Source organism: Sphingomonas lenta (assembly GCF_002288825.1).
In the GTDB taxonomy this organism is placed as follows: Bacteria; Pseudomonadota; Alphaproteobacteria; order Sphingomonadales; family Sphingomonadaceae; genus Sphingomonas; species Sphingomonas lenta.
On the sequence record NZ_NSLI01000002.1, the window covers coordinates 738,146 to 755,093 of the forward strand.

At 70.1% G+C, this 16,948-nt stretch carries 23 protein-coding genes; 12 read left to right on the forward strand and 11 right to left on the reverse strand.

Annotated elements, in window-relative coordinates; genetic code table 11:
* Window positions 1-3 precede the first annotated feature (3 nt).
* The 4 genes from CKY28_RS06815 (at window position 4) to CKY28_RS18590 (ending at window position 2,991) form a co-directional block, all read left to right on the forward strand.
* Window positions 4-678, forward strand: coding sequence for an RES family NAD+ phosphorylase (locus tag CKY28_RS06815; protein ID WP_245841660.1), 675 nt, complete (start codon window positions 4-6; stop codon window positions 676-678).
* 65 nt (window positions 679-743) lie between these two features.
* Window positions 744-1,388 carry a hypothetical protein gene (locus tag CKY28_RS06820; RefSeq protein ID WP_095997535.1) on the forward strand — a complete coding sequence of 215 codons (645 nt, stop codon included), beginning with the start codon at window positions 744-746 and terminating at the stop codon, window positions 1,386-1,388.
* 228 nt (window positions 1,389-1,616) lie between these two features.
* A complete protein-coding gene (locus CKY28_RS06825) occupies window positions 1,617-2,576 on the forward strand; it encodes a DUF2493 domain-containing protein (protein WP_095997682.1) in 960 nt (319 codons plus the stop codon).
* A 277-nt stretch (window positions 2,577-2,853) separates the two neighbouring features.
* Window positions 2,854-2,991 carry a hypothetical protein gene (locus tag CKY28_RS18590; protein WP_176472983.1) on the forward strand — a complete coding sequence of 46 codons (138 nt, stop codon included), beginning with the start codon at window positions 2,854-2,856 and terminating at the stop codon, window positions 2,989-2,991.
* A 112-nt stretch (window positions 2,992-3,103) separates the two neighbouring features.
* Here the strand turns inward: CKY28_RS18590 and CKY28_RS06830 are convergent, their stop codons facing one another.
* Window positions 3,104-3,457 (reverse strand): glycine zipper 2TM domain-containing protein, encoded by a 354-nt coding sequence (locus tag CKY28_RS06830; protein WP_095997536.1) that lies wholly within the window; start codon window positions 3,455-3,457, stop codon window positions 3,104-3,106.
* Window positions 3,458-3,985: 528 nt separating this feature from the next.
* On the opposite strand from CKY28_RS06830, the gene CKY28_RS06835 reads away from it, so the two are divergent.
* Window positions 3,986-4,402, forward strand: coding sequence for a single-stranded DNA-binding protein (locus CKY28_RS06835; protein ID WP_095997537.1), 417 nt, complete (start codon window positions 3,986-3,988; stop codon window positions 4,400-4,402).
* Between the two features lie 43 nt (window positions 4,403-4,445).
* Here CKY28_RS06835 and CKY28_RS06840 read toward each other — a convergent pair whose 3' ends face one another.
* Window positions 4,446-4,667, reverse strand: coding sequence for a hypothetical protein (locus tag CKY28_RS06840; protein WP_095997538.1), 222 nt, complete (start codon window positions 4,665-4,667; stop codon window positions 4,446-4,448).
* On the reverse strand, window positions 4,660-4,959 hold the full coding sequence (locus CKY28_RS06845; RefSeq protein ID WP_095997539.1) for a DUF6437 family protein: 300 nt from the start codon (window positions 4,957-4,959) through the stop codon (window positions 4,660-4,662). Before CKY28_RS06845 ends, CKY28_RS06840 begins: the two co-directional genes overlap by 8 nt.
* A 557-nt stretch (window positions 4,960-5,516) precedes the next feature.
* Here CKY28_RS06845 and CKY28_RS06850 point away from each other — a divergent pair.
* The 3 genes from CKY28_RS06850 (at window position 5,517) to CKY28_RS06860 (ending at window position 8,548) form a co-directional block, all read left to right on the forward strand.
* The gene (locus CKY28_RS06850) at window positions 5,517-5,762 is read left to right on the forward strand and encodes a hypothetical protein (RefSeq protein WP_245841662.1); all 246 of its coding nucleotides are present in this window, start codon (window positions 5,517-5,519) and stop codon (window positions 5,760-5,762) included.
* Window positions 5,763-6,170: 408 nt separating this feature from the next.
* On the forward strand, window positions 6,171-7,370 hold the full coding sequence (locus CKY28_RS06855) for a tyrosine-type recombinase/integrase (protein WP_095997540.1): 1,200 nt from the start codon (window positions 6,171-6,173) through the stop codon (window positions 7,368-7,370).
* Window positions 7,367-8,548: a tyrosine-type recombinase/integrase gene (locus CKY28_RS06860; protein ID WP_095997541.1), complete on the forward strand. Its 1,182-nt coding sequence runs from the start codon at window positions 7,367-7,369 to the stop codon at window positions 8,546-8,548. Before CKY28_RS06855 ends, CKY28_RS06860 begins: the two co-directional genes overlap by 4 nt.
* Window positions 8,549-8,574: 26 nt before the next feature.
* On the opposite strand, the gene arsH is transcribed toward CKY28_RS06860, so the two are convergent.
* The 8 genes from arsH to CKY28_RS06900 form a co-directional block, all read right to left on the reverse strand.
* Window positions 8,575-9,318, reverse strand: coding sequence for an arsenical resistance protein ArsH (gene arsH / locus CKY28_RS06865; protein ID WP_095997542.1), 744 nt, complete (start codon window positions 9,316-9,318; stop codon window positions 8,575-8,577).
* Window positions 9,318-9,752 (reverse strand): arsenic resistance N-acetyltransferase ArsN2, encoded by a 435-nt coding sequence (arsN2, locus tag CKY28_RS06870; RefSeq protein ID WP_342747148.1) that lies wholly within the window; start codon window positions 9,750-9,752, stop codon window positions 9,318-9,320. Before arsN2 ends, arsH begins: the two co-directional genes overlap by 1 nt.
* The gene (arsB, locus tag CKY28_RS06875) at window positions 9,749-10,816 is read right to left on the reverse strand and encodes an ACR3 family arsenite efflux transporter (RefSeq protein WP_217989558.1); all 1,068 of its coding nucleotides are present in this window, start codon (window positions 10,814-10,816) and stop codon (window positions 9,749-9,751) included. Before arsB ends, arsN2 begins: the two co-directional genes overlap by 4 nt.
* The gene (gene arsC / locus CKY28_RS06880) at window positions 10,816-11,241 is read right to left on the reverse strand and encodes an arsenate reductase (glutaredoxin) (RefSeq protein WP_095997545.1); all 426 of its coding nucleotides are present in this window, start codon (window positions 11,239-11,241) and stop codon (window positions 10,816-10,818) included. Before arsC ends, arsB begins: the two co-directional genes overlap by 1 nt.
* On the reverse strand, window positions 11,238-11,768 hold the full coding sequence (locus tag CKY28_RS06885) for an arsenate reductase ArsC (RefSeq protein WP_095997546.1): 531 nt from the start codon (window positions 11,766-11,768) through the stop codon (window positions 11,238-11,240). The genes arsC and CKY28_RS06885 overlap by 4 nt, the downstream gene beginning before the upstream one ends.
* Window positions 11,768-12,121: an ArsR/SmtB family transcription factor gene (locus CKY28_RS06890; protein WP_095997547.1), complete on the reverse strand. Its 354-nt coding sequence runs from the start codon at window positions 12,119-12,121 to the stop codon at window positions 11,768-11,770. Before CKY28_RS06890 ends, CKY28_RS06885 begins: the two co-directional genes overlap by 1 nt.
* A gap of 59 nt (window positions 12,122-12,180) precedes the next feature.
* A complete protein-coding gene (locus CKY28_RS06895; RefSeq protein ID WP_095997548.1) occupies window positions 12,181-12,567 on the reverse strand; it encodes a hypothetical protein in 387 nt (128 codons plus the stop codon).
* A gap of 94 nt (window positions 12,568-12,661) precedes the next feature.
* Window positions 12,662-13,078: a MerR family transcriptional regulator gene (locus CKY28_RS06900; RefSeq protein ID WP_245841663.1), complete on the reverse strand. Its 417-nt coding sequence runs from the start codon at window positions 13,076-13,078 to the stop codon at window positions 12,662-12,664.
* 69 nt (window positions 13,079-13,147) lie between these two features.
* Here CKY28_RS06900 and CKY28_RS06905 point away from each other — a divergent pair, with 69 nt between their 5' ends.
* From CKY28_RS06905 to CKY28_RS06920, 4 genes are all read left to right on the forward strand, one after another.
* Window positions 13,148-13,810, forward strand: a complete 663-nt coding sequence (locus CKY28_RS06905) for a cation efflux transmembrane domain-containing protein (protein WP_095997684.1) — start codon at window positions 13,148-13,150, stop codon at window positions 13,808-13,810.
* Between the two features lie 19 nt (window positions 13,811-13,829).
* Complete coding sequence (locus CKY28_RS06910) at window positions 13,830-14,171, forward strand: hypothetical protein (protein WP_095997550.1); 342 nt, start codon at window positions 13,830-13,832, stop codon at window positions 14,169-14,171.
* A gap of 63 nt (window positions 14,172-14,234) precedes the next feature.
* Window positions 14,235-15,644, forward strand: coding sequence for a TolC family protein (locus tag CKY28_RS06915; protein WP_245841665.1), 1,410 nt, complete (start codon window positions 14,235-14,237; stop codon window positions 15,642-15,644).
* Window positions 15,645-15,655: 11 nt separating this feature from the next.
* Window positions 15,656-16,849 carry an efflux RND transporter periplasmic adaptor subunit gene (locus CKY28_RS06920; RefSeq protein WP_095997551.1) on the forward strand — a complete coding sequence of 398 codons (1,194 nt, stop codon included), beginning with the start codon at window positions 15,656-15,658 and terminating at the stop codon, window positions 16,847-16,849.
* The last annotated feature ends 99 nt before the right edge of the window (window positions 16,850-16,948 follow it).

Consider the following 16,948-nt stretch of genomic DNA (forward strand, 5'->3'; position numbering starts at 1 on the left):
CGGGTGTGGCGCGTCGTCGAGGCGCAGCACCGCATCTCGACCAATCGTCTGGCCTCGAGCCTGGAGGACCAGCGGATCCTGGAGGAGCTCGCGGACGCGGTGAAGCCTGAGCTGCCGCGCGACGCGCGCCACCTCCACTATCTCCTCGCCTCGCCGTTCCGCTACGGGCACCGCAGCGCCTCGCGCTTCCGCCGCGCCGATGAGCGGCCGGGCATCTTCTACTCGTCCGAGCATGAGGCGACCGCGATCGCCGAGACCGCGTACTGGCGGCTTCGCTTCCTGTCGCGCTCGCCTGGGCTCACGCCGCCGCGCACCGTGACCGAGCACAGCTCCTTCTCGGTCGCTCTCCGCCTCGACCGGCTCGTCGATCTCACGCGCCCGCCGCTCAACCGCGACGCGGATGCGTGGGTCTCGGACGACTATGCCCCCTGTCAGGCGCTCGCCGCGTCGGCGAGGATGGCCCAGGCACAAGCGATCCGCAGCTTCTCCGCTCGCGATCCCGCCGGGCGCTGCAACGTCGCCCTGCTCGACCCCGCAGGGTTTGCGGACCGGGCGCCGCGCACCGGCAAGACCTGGCACCTTCGCATTGAGGGCTCGCCGCTGATCGCATTGGCGGCCTTTCCGTCCGACCTGCAGGCGCGCTTCACCGCCGAACAGTTCGGGCTGACGATCGGCTGAGGAGGAGAGCCGGCTTGGAGATGGGCGGGCGCGGAACGGCGCGCCTGACCTCCCGGAGACCGGCCATGATCTATGACATGCCCCACCGCCACGCCCAGGCGCTCGACCCGAGCGGCCTCACCACCATCGCCGCCTGCCTGCACGCGATCCAGGCCGCGGCGAAGGACTGCCTGAACGCGGGCACGTCGTTCGAGCACGATCCGGCGGTGATGCTGCTCGCCCAGCATCTCGGCGCCGTGGCGACGCTCGCCTACCCGGACCGGCCCACGTTACGTGGCCTATGCGCCACCGCCATCGCCGACCTGCGCGAACGTCCTGTGCTCGCCACGCTCGCAGCCCGCGGCGTCGCCTTCGACGCGGATGCCAAGCGGCTCTTCCACGCAGAGGCGCGACGCGCGCTCGGGCGGCTGGCCGATGCGCTCGGTCTCGCCCCGGACAGCTACGACCTGCGAGTGAACGCCGGAGGTCCGGTCGTGTCGGGCGAGGTCACTCTTCACACGGATCGCGTGTACGTCCAGGTCTCGATCCGCGGCTACGGCCCGGACGACGTCCTGTTTCGGTCGGTGCGCGGGCGGCGCGACTATTGCGGCGGGCGGAACCACTGGGCCCGCGTCGACGAGCTGCTCTCGCCGCAGCGACTGGCGGAGCGGATCGCGCAGGCGATCGGGCTCGAGATACCGGCTAGCAGCGAGCTGCGGCTGGTCGCCTGACAGCCTCTCGCTCGCGCCGTGCCCGCCGGGAGAGGCCCTCCTGCCCGGCGGCGTCCGGCCCGCAACCCGCACGCCTGCGGCCCGTGTTGCCCCTTCGGGGCTGCCCGCGCCGGCCTTGGCGTGGGGTCGAGCCGCCGCGGGAGCGCGGCGGTGCGGACCGGCCTCGTGCCGCCGGGCCTCCTGGGCTCCCGGCGCCGGAGCACCGGCGCTGCCCAAGGAGACCTGATCATGCCGTCCACGCTATCGGCCCAGCTTGCCGCCCTCGAACTCGGCCACCTCTCGATCGCGAACCGTCCCGAGGTCGACCGGTCGCTCGTCGCCCCTGACCCCGAGGCGGTCACGCATACGCTGACCGCCGTCTGGTCCGACCTGTTCGCGCTCCTTACCGACACGAACCTGGAGCCAGAAGCCGAGGAGCTCGCCTGGGGTTTCGTCAACCTCTTCCACCGCGCCGCAACCAAGAAGGCGGGCCTGATCGACCGCGCGACCGACGAGATCCGGCTGCTCGTGGCGAGCGGCGACGGCTCGGAGGTGCATGCGTCGGAGCTCGAGAAGCAGGTCGACCGGGCGCAGGCGGCTGAAGCCGCGATGATCGCCCTGGAAGGCCTGCGCGAGACCGCGGCGCAGCTCTACATGCACGAGACCGGCCACTCCTGGCGTCCGGCCGGCGGGTCCCGGCTGAGCCACGACGCGAACGCCACGTCCGCGGTCGTGCAGGGCCGCGAGTTCCTCCGCGCCCGGGCGGAGTCGAAGCGCAAGGCCGCCATGCCCGCCGGCAAACCGGTCGTCTTCGCGGGCGGTCGCCAGTCCTTCCCGACGACGGACGAAGCCAAGCAGTTCGGCGAGAATATCTGGGCGACGCTCGACAAGGTCCGTGAGCATGTCGCCGAAATGGTCCTTGTCCATGGTGGCGACAGCAAGGGCGCCGACCGGTTGGCCTCGGCCTGGGCCGAGGCACGCCGCGTGCCTCAGATCGCCTTCGGACTCGATACCCGGCTCGGCCAGCGTGCGGGGTTCCGCCGCAACGAGCAGATGCTCTCGCTCGATCCTCGCTTCGTCGTCGCGTTCCCCGGCAACGGGGTGCTCGAGCGGCTGGTGATCCAGGCCAAGGAGCGCCGCATCCAGGTGGTCGATCGTCGCGGTCCGCTCGGCACCAATCCGAAGCGCGCGGCGGCGCCCGCAGCTTGACGCCGCTATGGGCCGGCTCGCCGGGCCGGCCCTCCCCTCAGCCTTCCCAAACCCGCTCGGCTTTGCTCTAACGAGCCGCAGCCCAACACCGCATCAGCGGCCAGGGCGAGGGGGAAACATGCACCGGAAGCTCTCCAGGGTCACGCCGGCTCGGCGCGTCCGCACTCGGCTCGGCGGCGGTAAGCGTTTCCGGAGTAGCTCCCCCTTCGGCAGGTCGCGCACTAGGACGGCGATACCGGTGGGGCGATCGGTTCGACCTCAGACCGCGGGAGCGATAATGGCTGACGAATGGTACCGCGCGTGGCGCGCGCATCCGCGGGTGACGCCTACTGCAACGAGCCGGCTGATGCGCACCTTCATGACTCTACTCGCGACGGCGTTCCTGGCCGTCCTTATCGCAGGTCCATTCTTCTGATCGACGCGGTAGGGTCGATCACTCAGCCCTGGCAAACAAGGGGCCTGACCTCCCCGAGAGGAGATCAGGCCCCCGCTCCCGAAACGCTACGCGGGAGCTGAACACACTGCCGTCAGCGGCAGTAACCGGGCCGATCCGAGCGATCGATCGCGCGGCCGGCGAGCGCGCCCGCGCCTGCGCCCAGCACGGTGCCGAGCAGGCGATTGCCACGAGTGTCGATGGTGCGACCGAGCAGGCCGCCGGCGATCGCGCCGACGATGGTGCCGCCGTCGCCATCCGCGCACTTCTGCTGGGCCCGGTAGCTGTTATAGCCGCGATAATCGCGGTACTGACGATCGTAGCCGGCGTACTGACGGCTGTGCGTGTGGCGGTAGCCCGTACGGTGGGCATCGGCCGCGGTTGCCGGCAGGACCGCGCCCGCCGTCATCGCCAGGGCAGCGCCTGCTATCGAGAGCTTCTTGAACATCGCTGGTACTCCTTGAACACGGTGGCGGCACCGCCGCCTTCCTTGACCGCGCTTATGGTGCATCGGCATTGAGCCGGGCCTGAATGTCGCCGTTATCGACCGTTCAGACCGGAGGCGGAGAGCAGCGCGGACGGATCCTCTCGACTTGACCTCGCCGGCTGGACGGCGGGACTTCCCCTTCACCCCTGCTGCCCCGCCCCGGCCTGTCGTAAGCGGCCGGACCGGCTCCCCGGCGGGGCGGATCGGGCCGCCCGGCAAGCACGACGAGGGAGGCCTGGGGTGAGCGTCTCGTCCGGTCTCCCCGCCGGACCGATCCCTTCGACTTCATCAGCCCTATGGCTCGAGGCGTCGACCCCGCAACCCGCTTCGCGTCGGCCCGTGTTGGCCCCTGACGGGGCCTGCCCGCGCCAGCCTCGCTCCGGGGTAGCCTCGTCGCCTCTGGCTCCTCGGTGCTGGTCCGCCGCGACCCTCGCCATGCCCGGGCTTCAGTCGATCGGGACGGTCCCGACGACGACCAGGAGAAGCGTCATGACCAACACCGTTCTGCTCGTCGGCAATCTCGGTGCCGACCCCGAGACCCGCTCCACCCGGGGCGACACCCGGATCACCAACTTCAGCCTCGGCACGAGCCGCCCCAAGCGGGACAGCGAGGGCAAGGTGATGAAGGACCCGTCGACCGGCTACACGCTCAAGGACACGGAATGGCACCGCGTGACCTGCTTCAACGGCCTCGGCAAGACGGTCGAGCAGTACGCCACCAAGGGCATGATGGTCTCGGTGCGCGGCCGCATCCATTACTCGCAGTACGAGAAGGACGGGATCACCCGCTACGCCACCGAGATCATCGCCGAGGACGTCCAGTTCCTCAGCCGCGGCCGGCAGGGCTCGGACCAGAACGGCGGCCGCGGCGGCCAGCTCGACCTCGACGACGACATTCCCTTCTGACGGGACGACCGGCTCCGGCGACCTCCGCCGCCGGAGCCGCTCGCTATTGCGGTCGCGGGTTCCCGAAATGCCGCGCGACGATGGCGTCCACACGCCGGGTAAGCAGCGTCGAGAGCAGGATCGCGTCCCGCTCAGCGTCGAACGGATCGCGGTCGAGCGCGGCCGCGAGCGCCTGCTTCAGCCAGTAGCTGACGCTCGGATCGGCTACGATCGCGACGATCTCCGCGACGTCGCTCGGGAGCGGTTTGCGCGTGGTCTCAGCCATGCTGAGGCTCCTCGCTCAGGGCGTGAGAGTTGCCGCCGCTCTGCTCGGGAGCAGCGCCGCTCGCACTCATGACCGCCTGCCGGTCGACATTCTTCTTCCCGCTCCCCAACGCCGACGAGATCGCCTGCCGGACCTGGGTTAGACTGAGCCCGGCGCCGCCCGCGTCGAGCACAGCGAGCCCAAGTTCCAGGGCCGCTGCCCTCTTCAGTTCCGCGCCACGATCCTCCATCGCACGACGCTCGTCATTGTGTCTCGCGAGCGCGTCGAGCGCGCTCGGCTTCTTCTTGGCCACGACCTGTTCTCCTTTGCTGGTCGAAGCCCCTTCCGAGCAACAGGAGGACACGATCCCGGGGCCGCCTCAACTGTCCTGAGGCTGGAACCGACGATCGCAGCAGCTGCACGACATTGAACGCCTATTCAACAGAGTAACGGGGCCGAAACCTCGCGCGCGGCGCGATAGACAGGCGACATCGCGCAACCGGTTTTAGCGCCGGACGCGCGAATCAGCGCGCCGTCCGCGCACGGAAGTTCGGGTGCGATCTCGACCCGCCAACGGCATCGCTACCATCGCCCGTCACGGGCATCGAGCCCGTGACGGGCGAGCTCTTCTGCTCGCTCAAGCACCTCCATGATGACGGGGCGAGAAGCCGGGCCTCAAGGACGACGGGGCCCCACCATTTTTCCGGCCGATCGAAGGTCAACCCGCACGAACCGGCGACAGCGCACGGCCGGAAAAATCGTGACCCCCATCGCCGCTGACGCGGCCGCGCCAAGGCGCGGTCCTTGACCCCCGGCTCCTCGCCCCGTCGCAAGCCCATGCCGTCTTTCGATTGCATGGAGGAGACGGTCATGACCTACTTTGCCCAAATCACCACTCTGGACGCGGCACCCTACGATGCGGCGGAGCACGAGGCCTACCTGGAGGCCCTGCGGAGGGCGCAGGCGAGAGCGCGGCACAGCTACTTCGACCAGCACATCGTCAGGATGGACGACGGCACCTACTGGGTGGCGGACGAGGGCGCGTACGAGACGCTCATCGAGGACTTGGTGGACCGCATCGTCCACACGGTCGACGCCGGCCAATCGGACGAGTGACGACGGCGCGAGGGGCTCCGGCCCCTCCCCTTTCTCGTGCTCGCGAAGAGCGCACAGGACGACCGAAAAGAGGCCCGGCCGGACCGTTGATCGGACCAGGCCTGAAGATCGGAACCTCCGACTCGGAAGCCCCTCGGGTCGCTCGATGTTGGTACCGCAGCGTTCATGCGTAGTCTCGCGGGATAACGTACAAGCGATACGACCAACGTGCTCGCGTCAGCGTCCCGCCGGTACGCCGTCACTGGCCGAACGACAGGATCACATCCGCAACCTCGGCACCATGTCTCAGCTGGGGAAAGAACGGCACACCCTACGCGGCAAGCCGCAGCCCAGAAGAAGAAAACCGCAGAAATCCGCCACTCCCACTGCCGCAAGTGGGCGAGCGTTCCGCCTTCCGTAAATGGCCCCATGCCCGCCCGATCGGCCGCGGAAGCGGGGCCGACTCGCGGCAAGCGGAACGTCCCACCAGTCCGCCTGAACGGCCATGTCGCGCGGCGGAAGTGCCCGCCCGAGCCGTGCGTGCTGTGGGACAGCGAGCTTCCGGGCTTCGGCCTGCGCATGCGCCCGACCGGCTACAAGTGCTGGATCGTCACGCACCGGGAGCGCGGCATCAAGCGCACGGTGACGCTGGGCAGCGTCGCCGAGGTCAGCGCCGACCAGGCCCGCCAAGCGGCTAGGCGGCGGCTGGCGGCGAACCGGCTGGACGGCCTGCCCCGCCCGGCGGCGCCGCGGAGGAAGGAAGACCCGCCGCTCTTTCGCGATTACGTCGAGGGGTTCTGGGCCGACTACGCCCGGCACTGGAAGCCCTCCACCCAGAAGCGCAACCGGTGGCTGATCGCGAAAGAGCTTGTGCCCGCGTTCGGCGACGTGGCGCTCGACGCGTTCACGCGCGCCGACGTCGTCTGCTGGCGTGACGGGCTCGCGACGCGGCCGTGCGCGTTCAACCGCGCCCTCCCGGTTCTCGCCGTCATGCTCGCCTATGCCGAGCAGCTTGGGCACCGCCGTCGAGGGTCAAACCCGTGCAGGGCCATGCCGCGCTACAAGGTCAAGGAGCGCGAGCGTTACCTGTCCGCCCCCGAATACCGCCGCCTCGCGCGTACCATCGACCAAATCGAGCCCGATTGGCCCAACATCGCCGCGGCGATCCGGATGCTGATCTACACCGGCGCGCGCATGGGCGAGGTGGCGTTGCTTCGATGGGAGCACGTCCACCCGCCCCGCTTGGCGCTCCCCGACAGCAAGACGGGGCCGAAGACCATCTACTTGAACGCGCCCGCCATGGCCGTGCTCGACAGCCTCCCGCGACGCGCGAGCGGCTACGTGTTCGCCGGCCCGGACGACCCGGAGCGCCCGCCCAGGGTGGACAACCACTGGCGCAAGGTCCGCAAGCTGGCGGCGCTGCCCGACGTGCGGTTACACGACTTGCGCCACAGCTTCGCGTCGGTGGCGATCATGGACGGCGTGTCACTGGGCCTGATCGGCAAGCTGCTGGGTCACGCGCTTCCCGAAACGACGGCGCGCTACGCGCACCTAGCGGACGAGGCCGTCATGGACGCGGCCGAGCGGGTCTGTTCGTCGCTCGCGAATGCGCTGGGGCTGTCGGCATGACCGCGCAGAGCCTGGCCCGCATCGTCGCGGAGGAACTAGCCTGCGTCGGCATCGGCGCGGAGCGTGGGCTTGGCGCCTGGGGCAGCCCGCGCCGCACCACATGGTCGCAAACACTCCCCGGCTTCGGCATACGCCACTATGGCGGCGGGCGGCGCGTGTACGTCGTCCAGTCGTTCATGGGCGGGCGGACGCGGACGGTGACGATCGGCAACGCCGCCCTGTTCACCGACGCCGAGGCGGTCGCGGTCGCGCGCCGTATTCTGCTTCGCGCCCAAGTCGGTGGTAACCCGGCCGAGCAGCGTAAGCGCACCCGCGCCGCCCCACTCTTCGGCGAGTTCGTGTCGCTCTACTGGCAGAAGGTAGCGCCCACCTGGAAGCCGAGCACGCGCGACCGCTACGAGGACTACCGGCGGAACCACATCGACGACGCGTTTCCCAAGCTGTTCATCGATGAGATCGAGCAGCCCGACATCCTGCGCTGGTTCACCGCCGTATCCGACCGGAGCGGACCGGGGGCGGGCAACCGCTGCTTCGAGATCATGCGCGCGCTGTTCAACAAGGCCGAGGCCTGGGGCGTGCGCGAGGAGAACACCAATCCCTGCACGGGCGTTCGCCAGAACCGTCGCCGCAGGCGCGAGCGGTTCCTGTCCGGGGACGAGCTTGCGCGGTTGGGCGCAGTCCTGAACGCGGCGCGGCAAACGCACCCACAGCACGCGACGGCGCTGCTGGCACTGCTCCTGACCGGCTGCCGCCGCGGCGAGATCGTGAACCTGAAATGGACCGAGGTAAAGGGCCAGCGCTTGCTGCTCACCGACAGCAAGACGGGGCCGCGGACGGTTTGGATAGGTGCGCAGGTGCGGGCCTTGCTGGACGCCTTACCGCGCCAAAAGAACCGGGCCGAGGTATTCTGGGACGAGGCGCGGGACCAGCCCTTGTCGCTCGACTATCAGTGGCAGCAATGGCGTGACCAGGCGGGCTTGGCGGGCGTGCGAATCCACGACCTGCGCCACAGCTTCGCGAGCCACGCGGCGGGGTTGTCCGAAACGCTCCCGATGATCGGCAAGCTGCTCGGGCATGCCAAGATCACGTCCACGGCGCGCTACGCGCACCTGGACGACGCCGCCGTGCTGGAAGCAGCCGAGCAGGTTGGGCGGGCGATCACGAAGCAAATGGCGTGACGGCCGGGATGCGAAGGCTCCCGGCGTTACTCCGCCGCCGTTGCCATGCTCGCCAGATCGACCGCGGGTTCGACCGGCACCCCGGCCGACTTACGTTCGGAGTAGCGATCCACGAGCTGACCCGCGTGGGGGCGCAGCAGGACCGTGAACCGCACCAATTCCTCCATCACGTCCACGATCCGGTCGTAATAGCTGGACGGCTTCATGCGCCCGTCCTCGTCGAACTCCTTGTAGGCCATCGCCACCGAGGACTGGTTCGGAATGGTGAACATCCGCATCCAGCGGCCGAGCAGGCGCAGCGTGTTGACGGCGTTGAACGACTGCGACCCGCCCGAAACCTGCATGACGGCGAGCGTGCGCCCTTGCGTCGGGCGCATCCCGCCCATCTCCAGGGGCAAGTGGTCGATCTGCGCCTTCATGATCCCGGTGACTTGCCCGTGGCGCTCCGGCGAGCACCACACATGCCCTTCCGACCACATCGACAGTTCGCGCAGCTCGCGCACGGCCGGATGATCGTCGCCCTTCACCTGATCGGGCAGCGGCAAGGTGGAGGGATCGAAGATGCGGGTTTCCGCCCCGAACAGCCGCAGGAGCCGCGCGGCCTCCTCGACAGCCAGGCGGGAGAACGACCGCTCGCGAAGCGAGCCGAAGAGGAGCAGGATGCGGGGCGCGGGATCGAGCGGCCCCAGCCCTAGCGCAGGGCGCTGACGGACATAGGCGGGATCGAGCGCCGGCAGATGGTCAGGATCGGGGACCGGACGGAGCGGCATCAGAGGGCTTTCACGAGGTAGGCGGCCGAGGCGGGGCAGAGCGCGGTGAACTCGCGCGAGGCGGCGATCGGCGCAGGAGCCGTGGCGCGATCGGCGTCCGCATAGCCGTTCGCGCGGAAGAACGGCGCGGCCGTGGTGGTGAGGAGGTGGAGCCGTTCGACCACGCCGGCAACACAGCCCTCCAGGCGCTCGACCAGCTCCCGGCCGTGACCGAGGCGGCGACGGCTCGGGAAGATCACGAGCGAGCGGAGCAGGCGATCCGGCCCGTCACCTTCGAGCCCGACATAGCCGATGATCCCCCGATCGTCCGACAGGCCGAAGAACAGCCGGCCGGGCTCGTCCAGGTCCGATGTTGGCAGGCCCGCTTGCTCAAGCGCGACGCGGAGAGTGTCGTATGCCCCTTGCGGCACCTCGTAGAACACTTTCCCGCTCACGCGGCAGCACTCCGCTCATACCAGCCGCGCGTGCGCTTCACGATCGACACGACCGAGAGCATCACCGGCACCTCGACCAGCACGCCCACCACCGTCGCCAGCGCCGCGCCCGAGTTGAGGCCGAACAGCGAGATCGCGGCGGCGACCGCCAGTTCGAAGAAGTTGGACGCGCCGATCAGCGCGGCCGGAGCGGCGACGCACCACGCCACCCCGAACCGGCGCGAGAGCCAGTAGGCGAGCCCGGCGTTGAGGTAGACCTGGATGAGGATCGGAACGGCGAGGAGCGCGATCACCAAGGGCCGCGCGAGTATCTGTTCGCCCTGGAACCCGAACAGCAGCACTAAGGTCGCGAGCAGCGCGACCAGCGACACCGGGCCGAGCTTCGCCAGCAGCCGATCGAGCGCGGGTTGCCCGCCGCTCGCCAGCACGCCGCGCCGGATTACCTGCGCGACGATCACCGGCACGACGATGTAGAGGCCGACCGAGATCAGCAGCGTGTCCCAGGGTACGGTGACGGCCGCGACGCCGAGCAGCAGCGCCACCAGGGGCGCGAACAGGAACACCATCAGCACGTCGTTCAGGGCGACTTGCGACAGGGTATATGTCGGCTCCCCGTCGCAGAGGTTGGACCACACGAACACCATAGCCGTGCAGGGCGCGGCGGCGAGCAGGATCAGCCCGGCGATGTAGGACGGGCCTTCCCCGGCCGGGAGCAAGGGCGCGAACAGCCAGCCGATGAAGAACGCGCCGAGCGCCGCCATCGAGAACGGCTTGACCGCCCAGTTGATGAACAGGGTGACGCCCACCCCCTTCCAATGCTGGCGAACGCTCCCGATCGCACGCAAGTCGATCTTGAGCAGCATGGGGACGATCATCAGCCAGATGAGCACGGCGACGACCAGGTTGACGCGCGCCAGTTCCGCCGCGGCGATGGTGGCGAACAGGCCGGGCATGAGCGACCCCAGCCCGATCCCGGCGACGATGCACAGCGCCACCCAGAGCGTCAGGTAGCGCTCGAACGTCGACATGCCGGGCCGCTGCGCTTCGGATGCGAGCGTCGCCATCAGCGCACCCGTTCGCCGGAAGCGTCGACCACCAGCTCGCCATCCTCCTTCGCGAACGCGCCCTGTTGGGGCGCGGGCAGCAGATCGAGCACGGCTTCCGATGGGCGGCAGAGCTTCACGCCAAGCGGCGAGACGACGAGCGGCCGGTTGATGAGGACCGGATGCGCCATCATCGCGTCCACCAGCGCGTCTTTCGACAGCGAGGCGTCGCCCAGCCCCAGCTCCGCATAGGGCGTTCCCTTCTCGCGCAGCAGCTCGCGCGGGGTGATCCCGGCGCGGTCGATGAGCTGGACCAGGAGCGCGCGCGAGGGCGGGGTCTTCAGATACTCGACCACATGGGGTTCGATGCCGGCGTTGCGGATCAGCCCGAGGACGTTCCTCGACGTGCCGCAGTCCGGGTTGTGGTAGATGATGACGTCGATCATGCCCGTCCTCCCGGCGCGTCCGCCGCTTCGAGATCGTCGTGGATCGCCTGGAGCCGCCGCCGGAGCGCCGGGGCCGGCACTTGCCGGTCTAAGATGGGAAGCTGGACCAGCTCGCCCATGCGCTTCGACAGCGCCGCGTGGACGGCCTCGAAAGCGGCGTCGACCGCGGCCTCGTCGCCCTCGACCGCGGCCGGGTCGGGCAGGCCCCAATGGACCGTGACCGGATGACCGGGCCAGATCGGGCAGACCTCGCCCGCCGCGTTGTCGCAGACGGTGACGACCACATCGACGGGCGGAGCCTTGGGGCCGGCGAACTCGTCCCAGCTCTTGGAGCGTAAGCCTTCGACCGGATAGCCGTGGCGCTGGAGGAGGCGCAGCGCGCCCGGGTGGACCGCGCCCTTGGGAGACGAGCCGGCCGAGAAGCCCCGGAAACGTCCCTCCCCCAGCCGGTTCACGATCGCTTCGCCCAGGATGGAGCGCGCGGAATTGCCGGTGCAGAGCACCAGCACGTTGACGGGCCGGGGCATCACGCCGTTCCCGTCGGGCCGCAGCGGCTCCGCAACGCCACGTCGGCGAGCGGCGCGCATATCTCGGGCGAGCCCGCGCAACAGTCCTGGATCATGAACTCCAGCAGCTCCGTCATGTTCTCATACCGCGCCGTGTAGATGACCGACCGGCCCTCGCGCCGGTTCTCGACCAGGTTAGCATGCGAGAGGATGTTGAGGTTGGACGACAGCGTGTTGGGCGGCACGCCGAGCCGACGCGCGATCTCGCCGGCCGCCAGCCCGTCGCGCCCGGCCTGGACCAACATGCGGAACACGGCGAGGCGCGCGTCGTGCGCGAGCGCGGACAGGGCCGCGACGGCTTGCTTCATTTCCATGTTTCGCATGTAGCGGAACCGTCGCGGCGAGCAACGCCGCGCCGGTTCGGCCGAGGCCGTCACTGCGCCAGGTCCCGCCGCGTCACCTCGAACTGCCCCGAGCCGCCGGCGGGGATCGTCTGCTCGCACCCCTTCCGCGTCTTGGTCGCGAGCGGGCAGCCATACAGGCCGCCGCGCTTCGTGATCTCCAACGGCTTGTCGGGCGCGGCTTGGTACGAGCACGATCCGCCGCGGGCGTCGAGCATGGTAAGGCGTTGCCAGCCCCGCCCGCGGCCGACGATCTCGCGCGTGACCGTCTCGCCCTTCCTGTCCTGGAGCTGGCACCGAACGACCCAGGGGCCTTCACCCCGGGCCTGGAGCACCAGCACTTCGGACGTGGGTTCCCACTGCCCGAGCGCGGCGCTCGGCAGCATCACGATCGCGGCGGCCATCATCCAGCTTTTCACGTCGGCGTCCCTTCCCGTAACGGCGAGCGCTCGATCGCGACTCGCTTCCATTATTCTACATTACTGGAAACGAGGAGGGGTGAAAAGAGAACCGCTACTCCGCTTGCGCCGTGGACGGCCCGAACGCTTCGAGGATGCGGCAGTCGGACACGGTGCCGCCCCGGCACGAGGTCAGCAGTATCGCCAGCTCGCGCCGCAGCGCCGTGAGGTCCGCTATCTTGCGGTCGACCTCGGCCAGGTGCCCCGTCGTAAGTTCATCGACCGAGCCGCAGTCCCGCCCCGGATCCGTCGCCAGGTCGAGCAGCGCTCGCACCTGGTCGAGCGAAAACCCGAGATCGCGCGCCCGTCGGATGAAAGAAAGTCGCGCCAGATCGTCGGGCGAATAGGCCCGATAGTTGCCGCCCGTGCGCGCCGGGGGTGCGATAAGCCCGACCTTCTCATACCAGCGGATCGTCTCGACCTTGGTGCCCGTCGCTTCCGCGAGCTTCCCAATTTGCAGTTTTTCGGCCACGGCCCTTGACCCTCTAGCGACTACAGGGTGCATATAGGGCGTCGCATCGAGTCGTTCGAGGTGACATTCATGGCTTGCACCAGTTGCGCATCCGACCAGCGGAGCGCCCTTAACAGCCCGACTTGGCGGCGCGCCCTGTGGGTCGCGCTCGCGATCAACGCCGGCATGTTCGCGGTCGAGATGGCCGCGGGCATCGCCGGCGGATCAAAAGCGCTTCAGGCGGACGCGCTCGACTTCTTCGGCGACGCGGCCAATTACGCGATCAGCTTGGGCGTCGCCGGCATGGCGCTCGCGTGGCGTGCGCGGGCCGCGCTTCTGAAAGGTGCCACGCTGGCGTTGATGGGCCTGTATGTGTTCGGCGCGACCCTGTGGGCGGTGTTTCATGGAACCATGCCCCAGGCCGAGATCATGGGAGCGATCGGCGTAGCGGCGCTGCTCGCCAACGCCTTTGTCGCATTGATGCTCTACCGCTTCCGGGCCGGCGACGCGAACATGCGCTCGGTCTGGATTTGCTCGCGCAACGACGCGATCGGCAACGTCGCGGTCGTGCTTGCCGCGGCCGGCGTGTTCAGGACCGGCACCGCATGGCCCGACCTTGTCGTCGCCGGCATCATGGCCGTGCTCGGCCTCTGGGGTGGACAACAGATCATGTCGCAAGCATGGCGGGAACTGAAAAACAGCGCGTCATCTCGCTCGAATAGTAATCTTGATCGGTTACACCGGGCCGGATAGCTGCTAGAGGAACGCTCGCATGCGACCGCTGCTGCGCCTTTTCCTGTTCGCGATGCTGGCCTTGGGGCTTAGTCTTGGCTCGACGGCCCATGCCCGGGAGGCGGTCAACTGCGCCGACGTGCCGGTGGCGTCCAAATCTTTCGCGTCCGATCATGCTCGGGATGAAGGACAGAAGCAGAAGACGCCGGACAAGGCTTGCCTGGGTTGCTTGGCCGGCTGCCACGGCCACCACGTCGCGACGTCCGCGGGCGCCGAGCCGGTGCCCGAGACGCTCGCGCTCACGCCCGCGCCGCCGATCTGGTCTCCCGGTTTCAGGGCTGCGATCGAGCCCGACTCGGCGCTGAGGCCGCCGCAAGCCTGACGACCCTCTCGACCTGCGCTTGGTGAAGCGCGGGCCGTTCCAGATTCGTCAGGAGTTCATCGAATGTATCGTGTCATCGCGGCCGTCATGGCCGTGGCGTCCAGCGCGACGATCGCGCAGGCGCAAACGGCGGGCGTAGGCGCGGCCGCCGCCCGGTTTCCGGGTTCCGCCGGCTCCCTCCTCCCGATCGCCGCGTCATCGGCGCAGGCGGGCGGCTCCGTCACGGCTCCGATCGCGCAGCCCGCGACGACGCCGACCGCGCCTCAGCCGTCGACGGTCTCGGGCCCACCATCGCCCGCCGCTCCGCTCGCGCCCCGGACGGGTCCGTTACCGCAGGCGCTGACGCTGGAGCAGGCGCTGGACGAGGCTCTCGCGCGCTCGCCGACGGTGGTCGCCGCGCAAGCTGATGTCGAGGCGAGCCGGGGGCGGCTTCGCCAGGCGGGGTTCCGGCCCAACCCGCAGCTCAGCGTCGACGTCGAGAATTTTACCGGCAGCGGGGTCTATTCCGGCCTGAACTCGGTCGAGACCACCGTCACGGTCAACCAGCAGCTCGACCTGTTCGGCCGTCGGTCGGCGCGCGTCAACGCCGCGCAAGCGGCGCTCGCGGCGCAAGAGGTGCGGCTCGCTATCGCTCGCGCGGACCTCGTCCAGGCGGTCCGCACCCAGTTCGCCGGCGCGGCCGCCGCGCGCGATCGGCTGCGGCTGGCCATCGACAACGCCGAACGCGCGCGCGAGCTCGCACGCATCGCCGACGAGCTCGTCGCCGCCGGTCGGGAGCCCCCGCTTCGCGCGCTGCGGGCGCGCGCCAACTTTGCCCAAACGGAGGCGGCGCTCCGCGCGGCGGAAGCGGCGGACCTGACGGCCCGTCGCCTGCTCGCCGGTCTGTTCGGCGTCGCGGGCGAGGTGCGCGCGGTGACCGGCCCCCTCGCGCCGGTGGCGCTGGGCGTGATCGAGCCGCGGGCCACGCTGGAGGTACGGCTGGCCGAGGCCGAGCGGCTCCAGGCGCAAACGGCGCTCCGGCAGGAGCAGGTGGCCCGTCGATTGAACCCGTCGGTCGGGGTCGGCGTGCGCCGGCTGGAGCAGACCAGCGACACCGCGTTGGTGGCGGGCGTGTCGGTGCCGCTGCCGCTGTTCGACCGCAACCAGGGCAACATCGCCGCCGCGAGCGCCGCGATCAGGGCCGCGGAGGCGCGGCGCGACGCAGCGCTCGCACTCGCGACCGCCCGGATCGGCAACGCGCAGACCAATCTTGCCGCGGCCCGCGCCAGGGTCGACGCGCTCGAACGCGCGGCGCTCCCCCAGGCGACCGAAGCGTTGCGGCTGGCGAACCTCGCCTACCGCGCCGGCCGCTTGACGCTTCTGGAGCTGCTCGACGCGCAGCAGGCGCTCGCAGCCGCCCAGGGTGAACTGATCGACGCGCGCGCGGCGCTGGCGGAGGCTTCCGCCACGCTCGTCCGCGCCGCTGCCCAATAAGGATGAACGCAATGGATCTTTCGAACAACAGGAAGCAACTGCTCGCGGCCGCAGGCGGGCTGGCGCTGGTCGTCGGCGCAGGCGGCGTCCTTCTCGGACGCACGGTGTTGGCCCCCGAGCCGGCCGCGGCGCCGGCCGCCGCTCCCGCCGCCGCGGCGGAGGAGGGCGAGGAAGCCGAGCACGGGCCGGAAGGGTTCGTCGCGCTCGATGAGTCGAAGCTCGCCGCCGTCGGCATCCAGACGGAGACGGTCGCGGCCGGAACGCTCGGCTCCGAGATCATCGCGCAGGCGACGGTGGAGCCGTCGCCGCAGGGGTCGGCATCCTTGGCCGCCCGCGCGGACGGCGCGGTGAGCCGCATCCTGAAGCGCCTCGGCGACCCGGTGCGGGCGGGCGAGGCGGTCGCCTATCTGGAGAGCCGCGACGCCGCCGCGTTCGCGGCCGAACGTGCGGCCGCGCGTGCGCGCGCTCAGCTCGCCCGCGCCGCCGCCGCCCGCGAGAGCCGGCTCTACAACGCGCGCGTGACCGCGCGCCAGGACCTGGAGGCGGCCCAGGCGGCGCTCGCCCAGGCGGATGCGGAAGCGCGGCGCACGCAGACGGCGGCGTCCGCCGCCGGCATCTCGGCGGACGGGCGTTACCTCATCCTGACCAGCCCCATCGGCGGGCGCGTGACGGCGACGTCGGCGCAGCTCGGGGCGTTCGTGTCGGCGGGCACCGAGCTGTTCAGGATCGCCAATCCCAACCTCATCCAGATCAACGCGGCCGTGCCCGCGATCGACGCGCGGCGGATCTCGATCGGCGACCGCGCCGTGATCGAGCTTCCGGGCGGCGGGACGGTCGCCGCCACCGTGCGGTCGTCTACCCCGAGCCTCGACGCGGAAACGCGCACCGCGACCGTCGTGCTGGCGCCTGCGGGAACGCCCGCGGGGCTTCAGCCCGGCCAGTCGCTCAGGGTCCGCCTGTTGCCTCGCGACGCGCCGGGAGGCGGTCGGATCGTCGTGCCGGAAGAGGCCGTCCAGCAGATCGAGGGACGCGATCAGGTGTTCGTACGCCGGCCGAACGGCTTTCAGGCGCAGCCGGTCACGGTCGGTGCGCGCAGCGGCGGCCGCGTGGAGATCGTGGACGGGCTTGAGCCCGGCGCGGTGATCGCGACGCGCGGCGCCTTCGTGCTCAAGTCGCAGCTCGGCGCAAGCGAGGAGGAGCATTGAGCGTGAGTTCCTCGATCGGGCCGCGCGACCGTCGCGGTGCCACCGAGCGGGCCGGCATGTTCACCGCGGCGACGCCGCGCGAGATGATCGGTCGCGCTC

Coding starts and splice junctions, on each gene's coding strand:
- CKY28_RS06820 (WP_095997535.1), top strand. CDS start 744: ATGATCTATGACATGCCCCACCGCCACGCCCAGGCGCTCGACCCGAGC.
- CKY28_RS06825 (WP_095997682.1), top strand. CDS start 1,617: ATGCCGTCCACGCTATCGGCCCAGCTTGCCGCCCTCGAACTCGGCCAC.
- CKY28_RS18590 (WP_176472983.1), top strand. CDS start 2,854: ATGGCTGACGAATGGTACCGCGCGTGGCGCGCGCATCCGCGGGTGACG.
- CKY28_RS06830 (WP_095997536.1), bottom strand. CDS start 3,457: ATGTTCAAGAAGCTCTCGATAGCAGGCGCTGCCCTGGCGATGACGGCG.
- CKY28_RS06835 (WP_095997537.1), top strand. CDS start 3,986: ATGACCAACACCGTTCTGCTCGTCGGCAATCTCGGTGCCGACCCCGAG.
- CKY28_RS06840 (WP_095997538.1), bottom strand. CDS start 4,667: ATGGCTGAGACCACGCGCAAACCGCTCCCGAGCGACGTCGCGGAGATC.
- CKY28_RS06850 (WP_245841662.1), top strand. CDS start 5,517: ATGACCTACTTTGCCCAAATCACCACTCTGGACGCGGCACCCTACGAT.
- CKY28_RS06855 (WP_095997540.1), top strand. CDS start 6,171: ATGCCCGCCCGATCGGCCGCGGAAGCGGGGCCGACTCGCGGCAAGCGG.
- CKY28_RS06860 (WP_095997541.1), top strand. CDS start 7,367: ATGACCGCGCAGAGCCTGGCCCGCATCGTCGCGGAGGAACTAGCCTGC.
- arsH (WP_095997542.1), bottom strand. CDS start 9,318: ATGCCGCTCCGTCCGGTCCCCGATCCTGACCATCTGCCGGCGCTCGAT.
- arsB (WP_217989558.1), bottom strand. CDS start 10,816: ATGGCGACGCTCGCATCCGAAGCGCAGCGGCCCGGCATGTCGACGTTC.
- arsC (WP_095997545.1), bottom strand. CDS start 11,241: ATGATCGACGTCATCATCTACCACAACCCGGACTGCGGCACGTCGAGG.
- CKY28_RS06885 (WP_095997546.1), bottom strand. CDS start 11,768: ATGCCCCGGCCCGTCAACGTGCTGGTGCTCTGCACCGGCAATTCCGCG.
- CKY28_RS06890 (WP_095997547.1), bottom strand. CDS start 12,121: ATGGAAATGAAGCAAGCCGTCGCGGCCCTGTCCGCGCTCGCGCACGAC.
- CKY28_RS06905 (WP_095997684.1), top strand. CDS start 13,148: ATGGCTTGCACCAGTTGCGCATCCGACCAGCGGAGCGCCCTTAACAGC.
- CKY28_RS06910 (WP_095997550.1), top strand. CDS start 13,830: ATGCGACCGCTGCTGCGCCTTTTCCTGTTCGCGATGCTGGCCTTGGGG.
- CKY28_RS06915 (WP_245841665.1), top strand. CDS start 14,235: ATGTATCGTGTCATCGCGGCCGTCATGGCCGTGGCGTCCAGCGCGACG.
- CKY28_RS06920 (WP_095997551.1), top strand. CDS start 15,656: ATGGATCTTTCGAACAACAGGAAGCAACTGCTCGCGGCCGCAGGCGGG.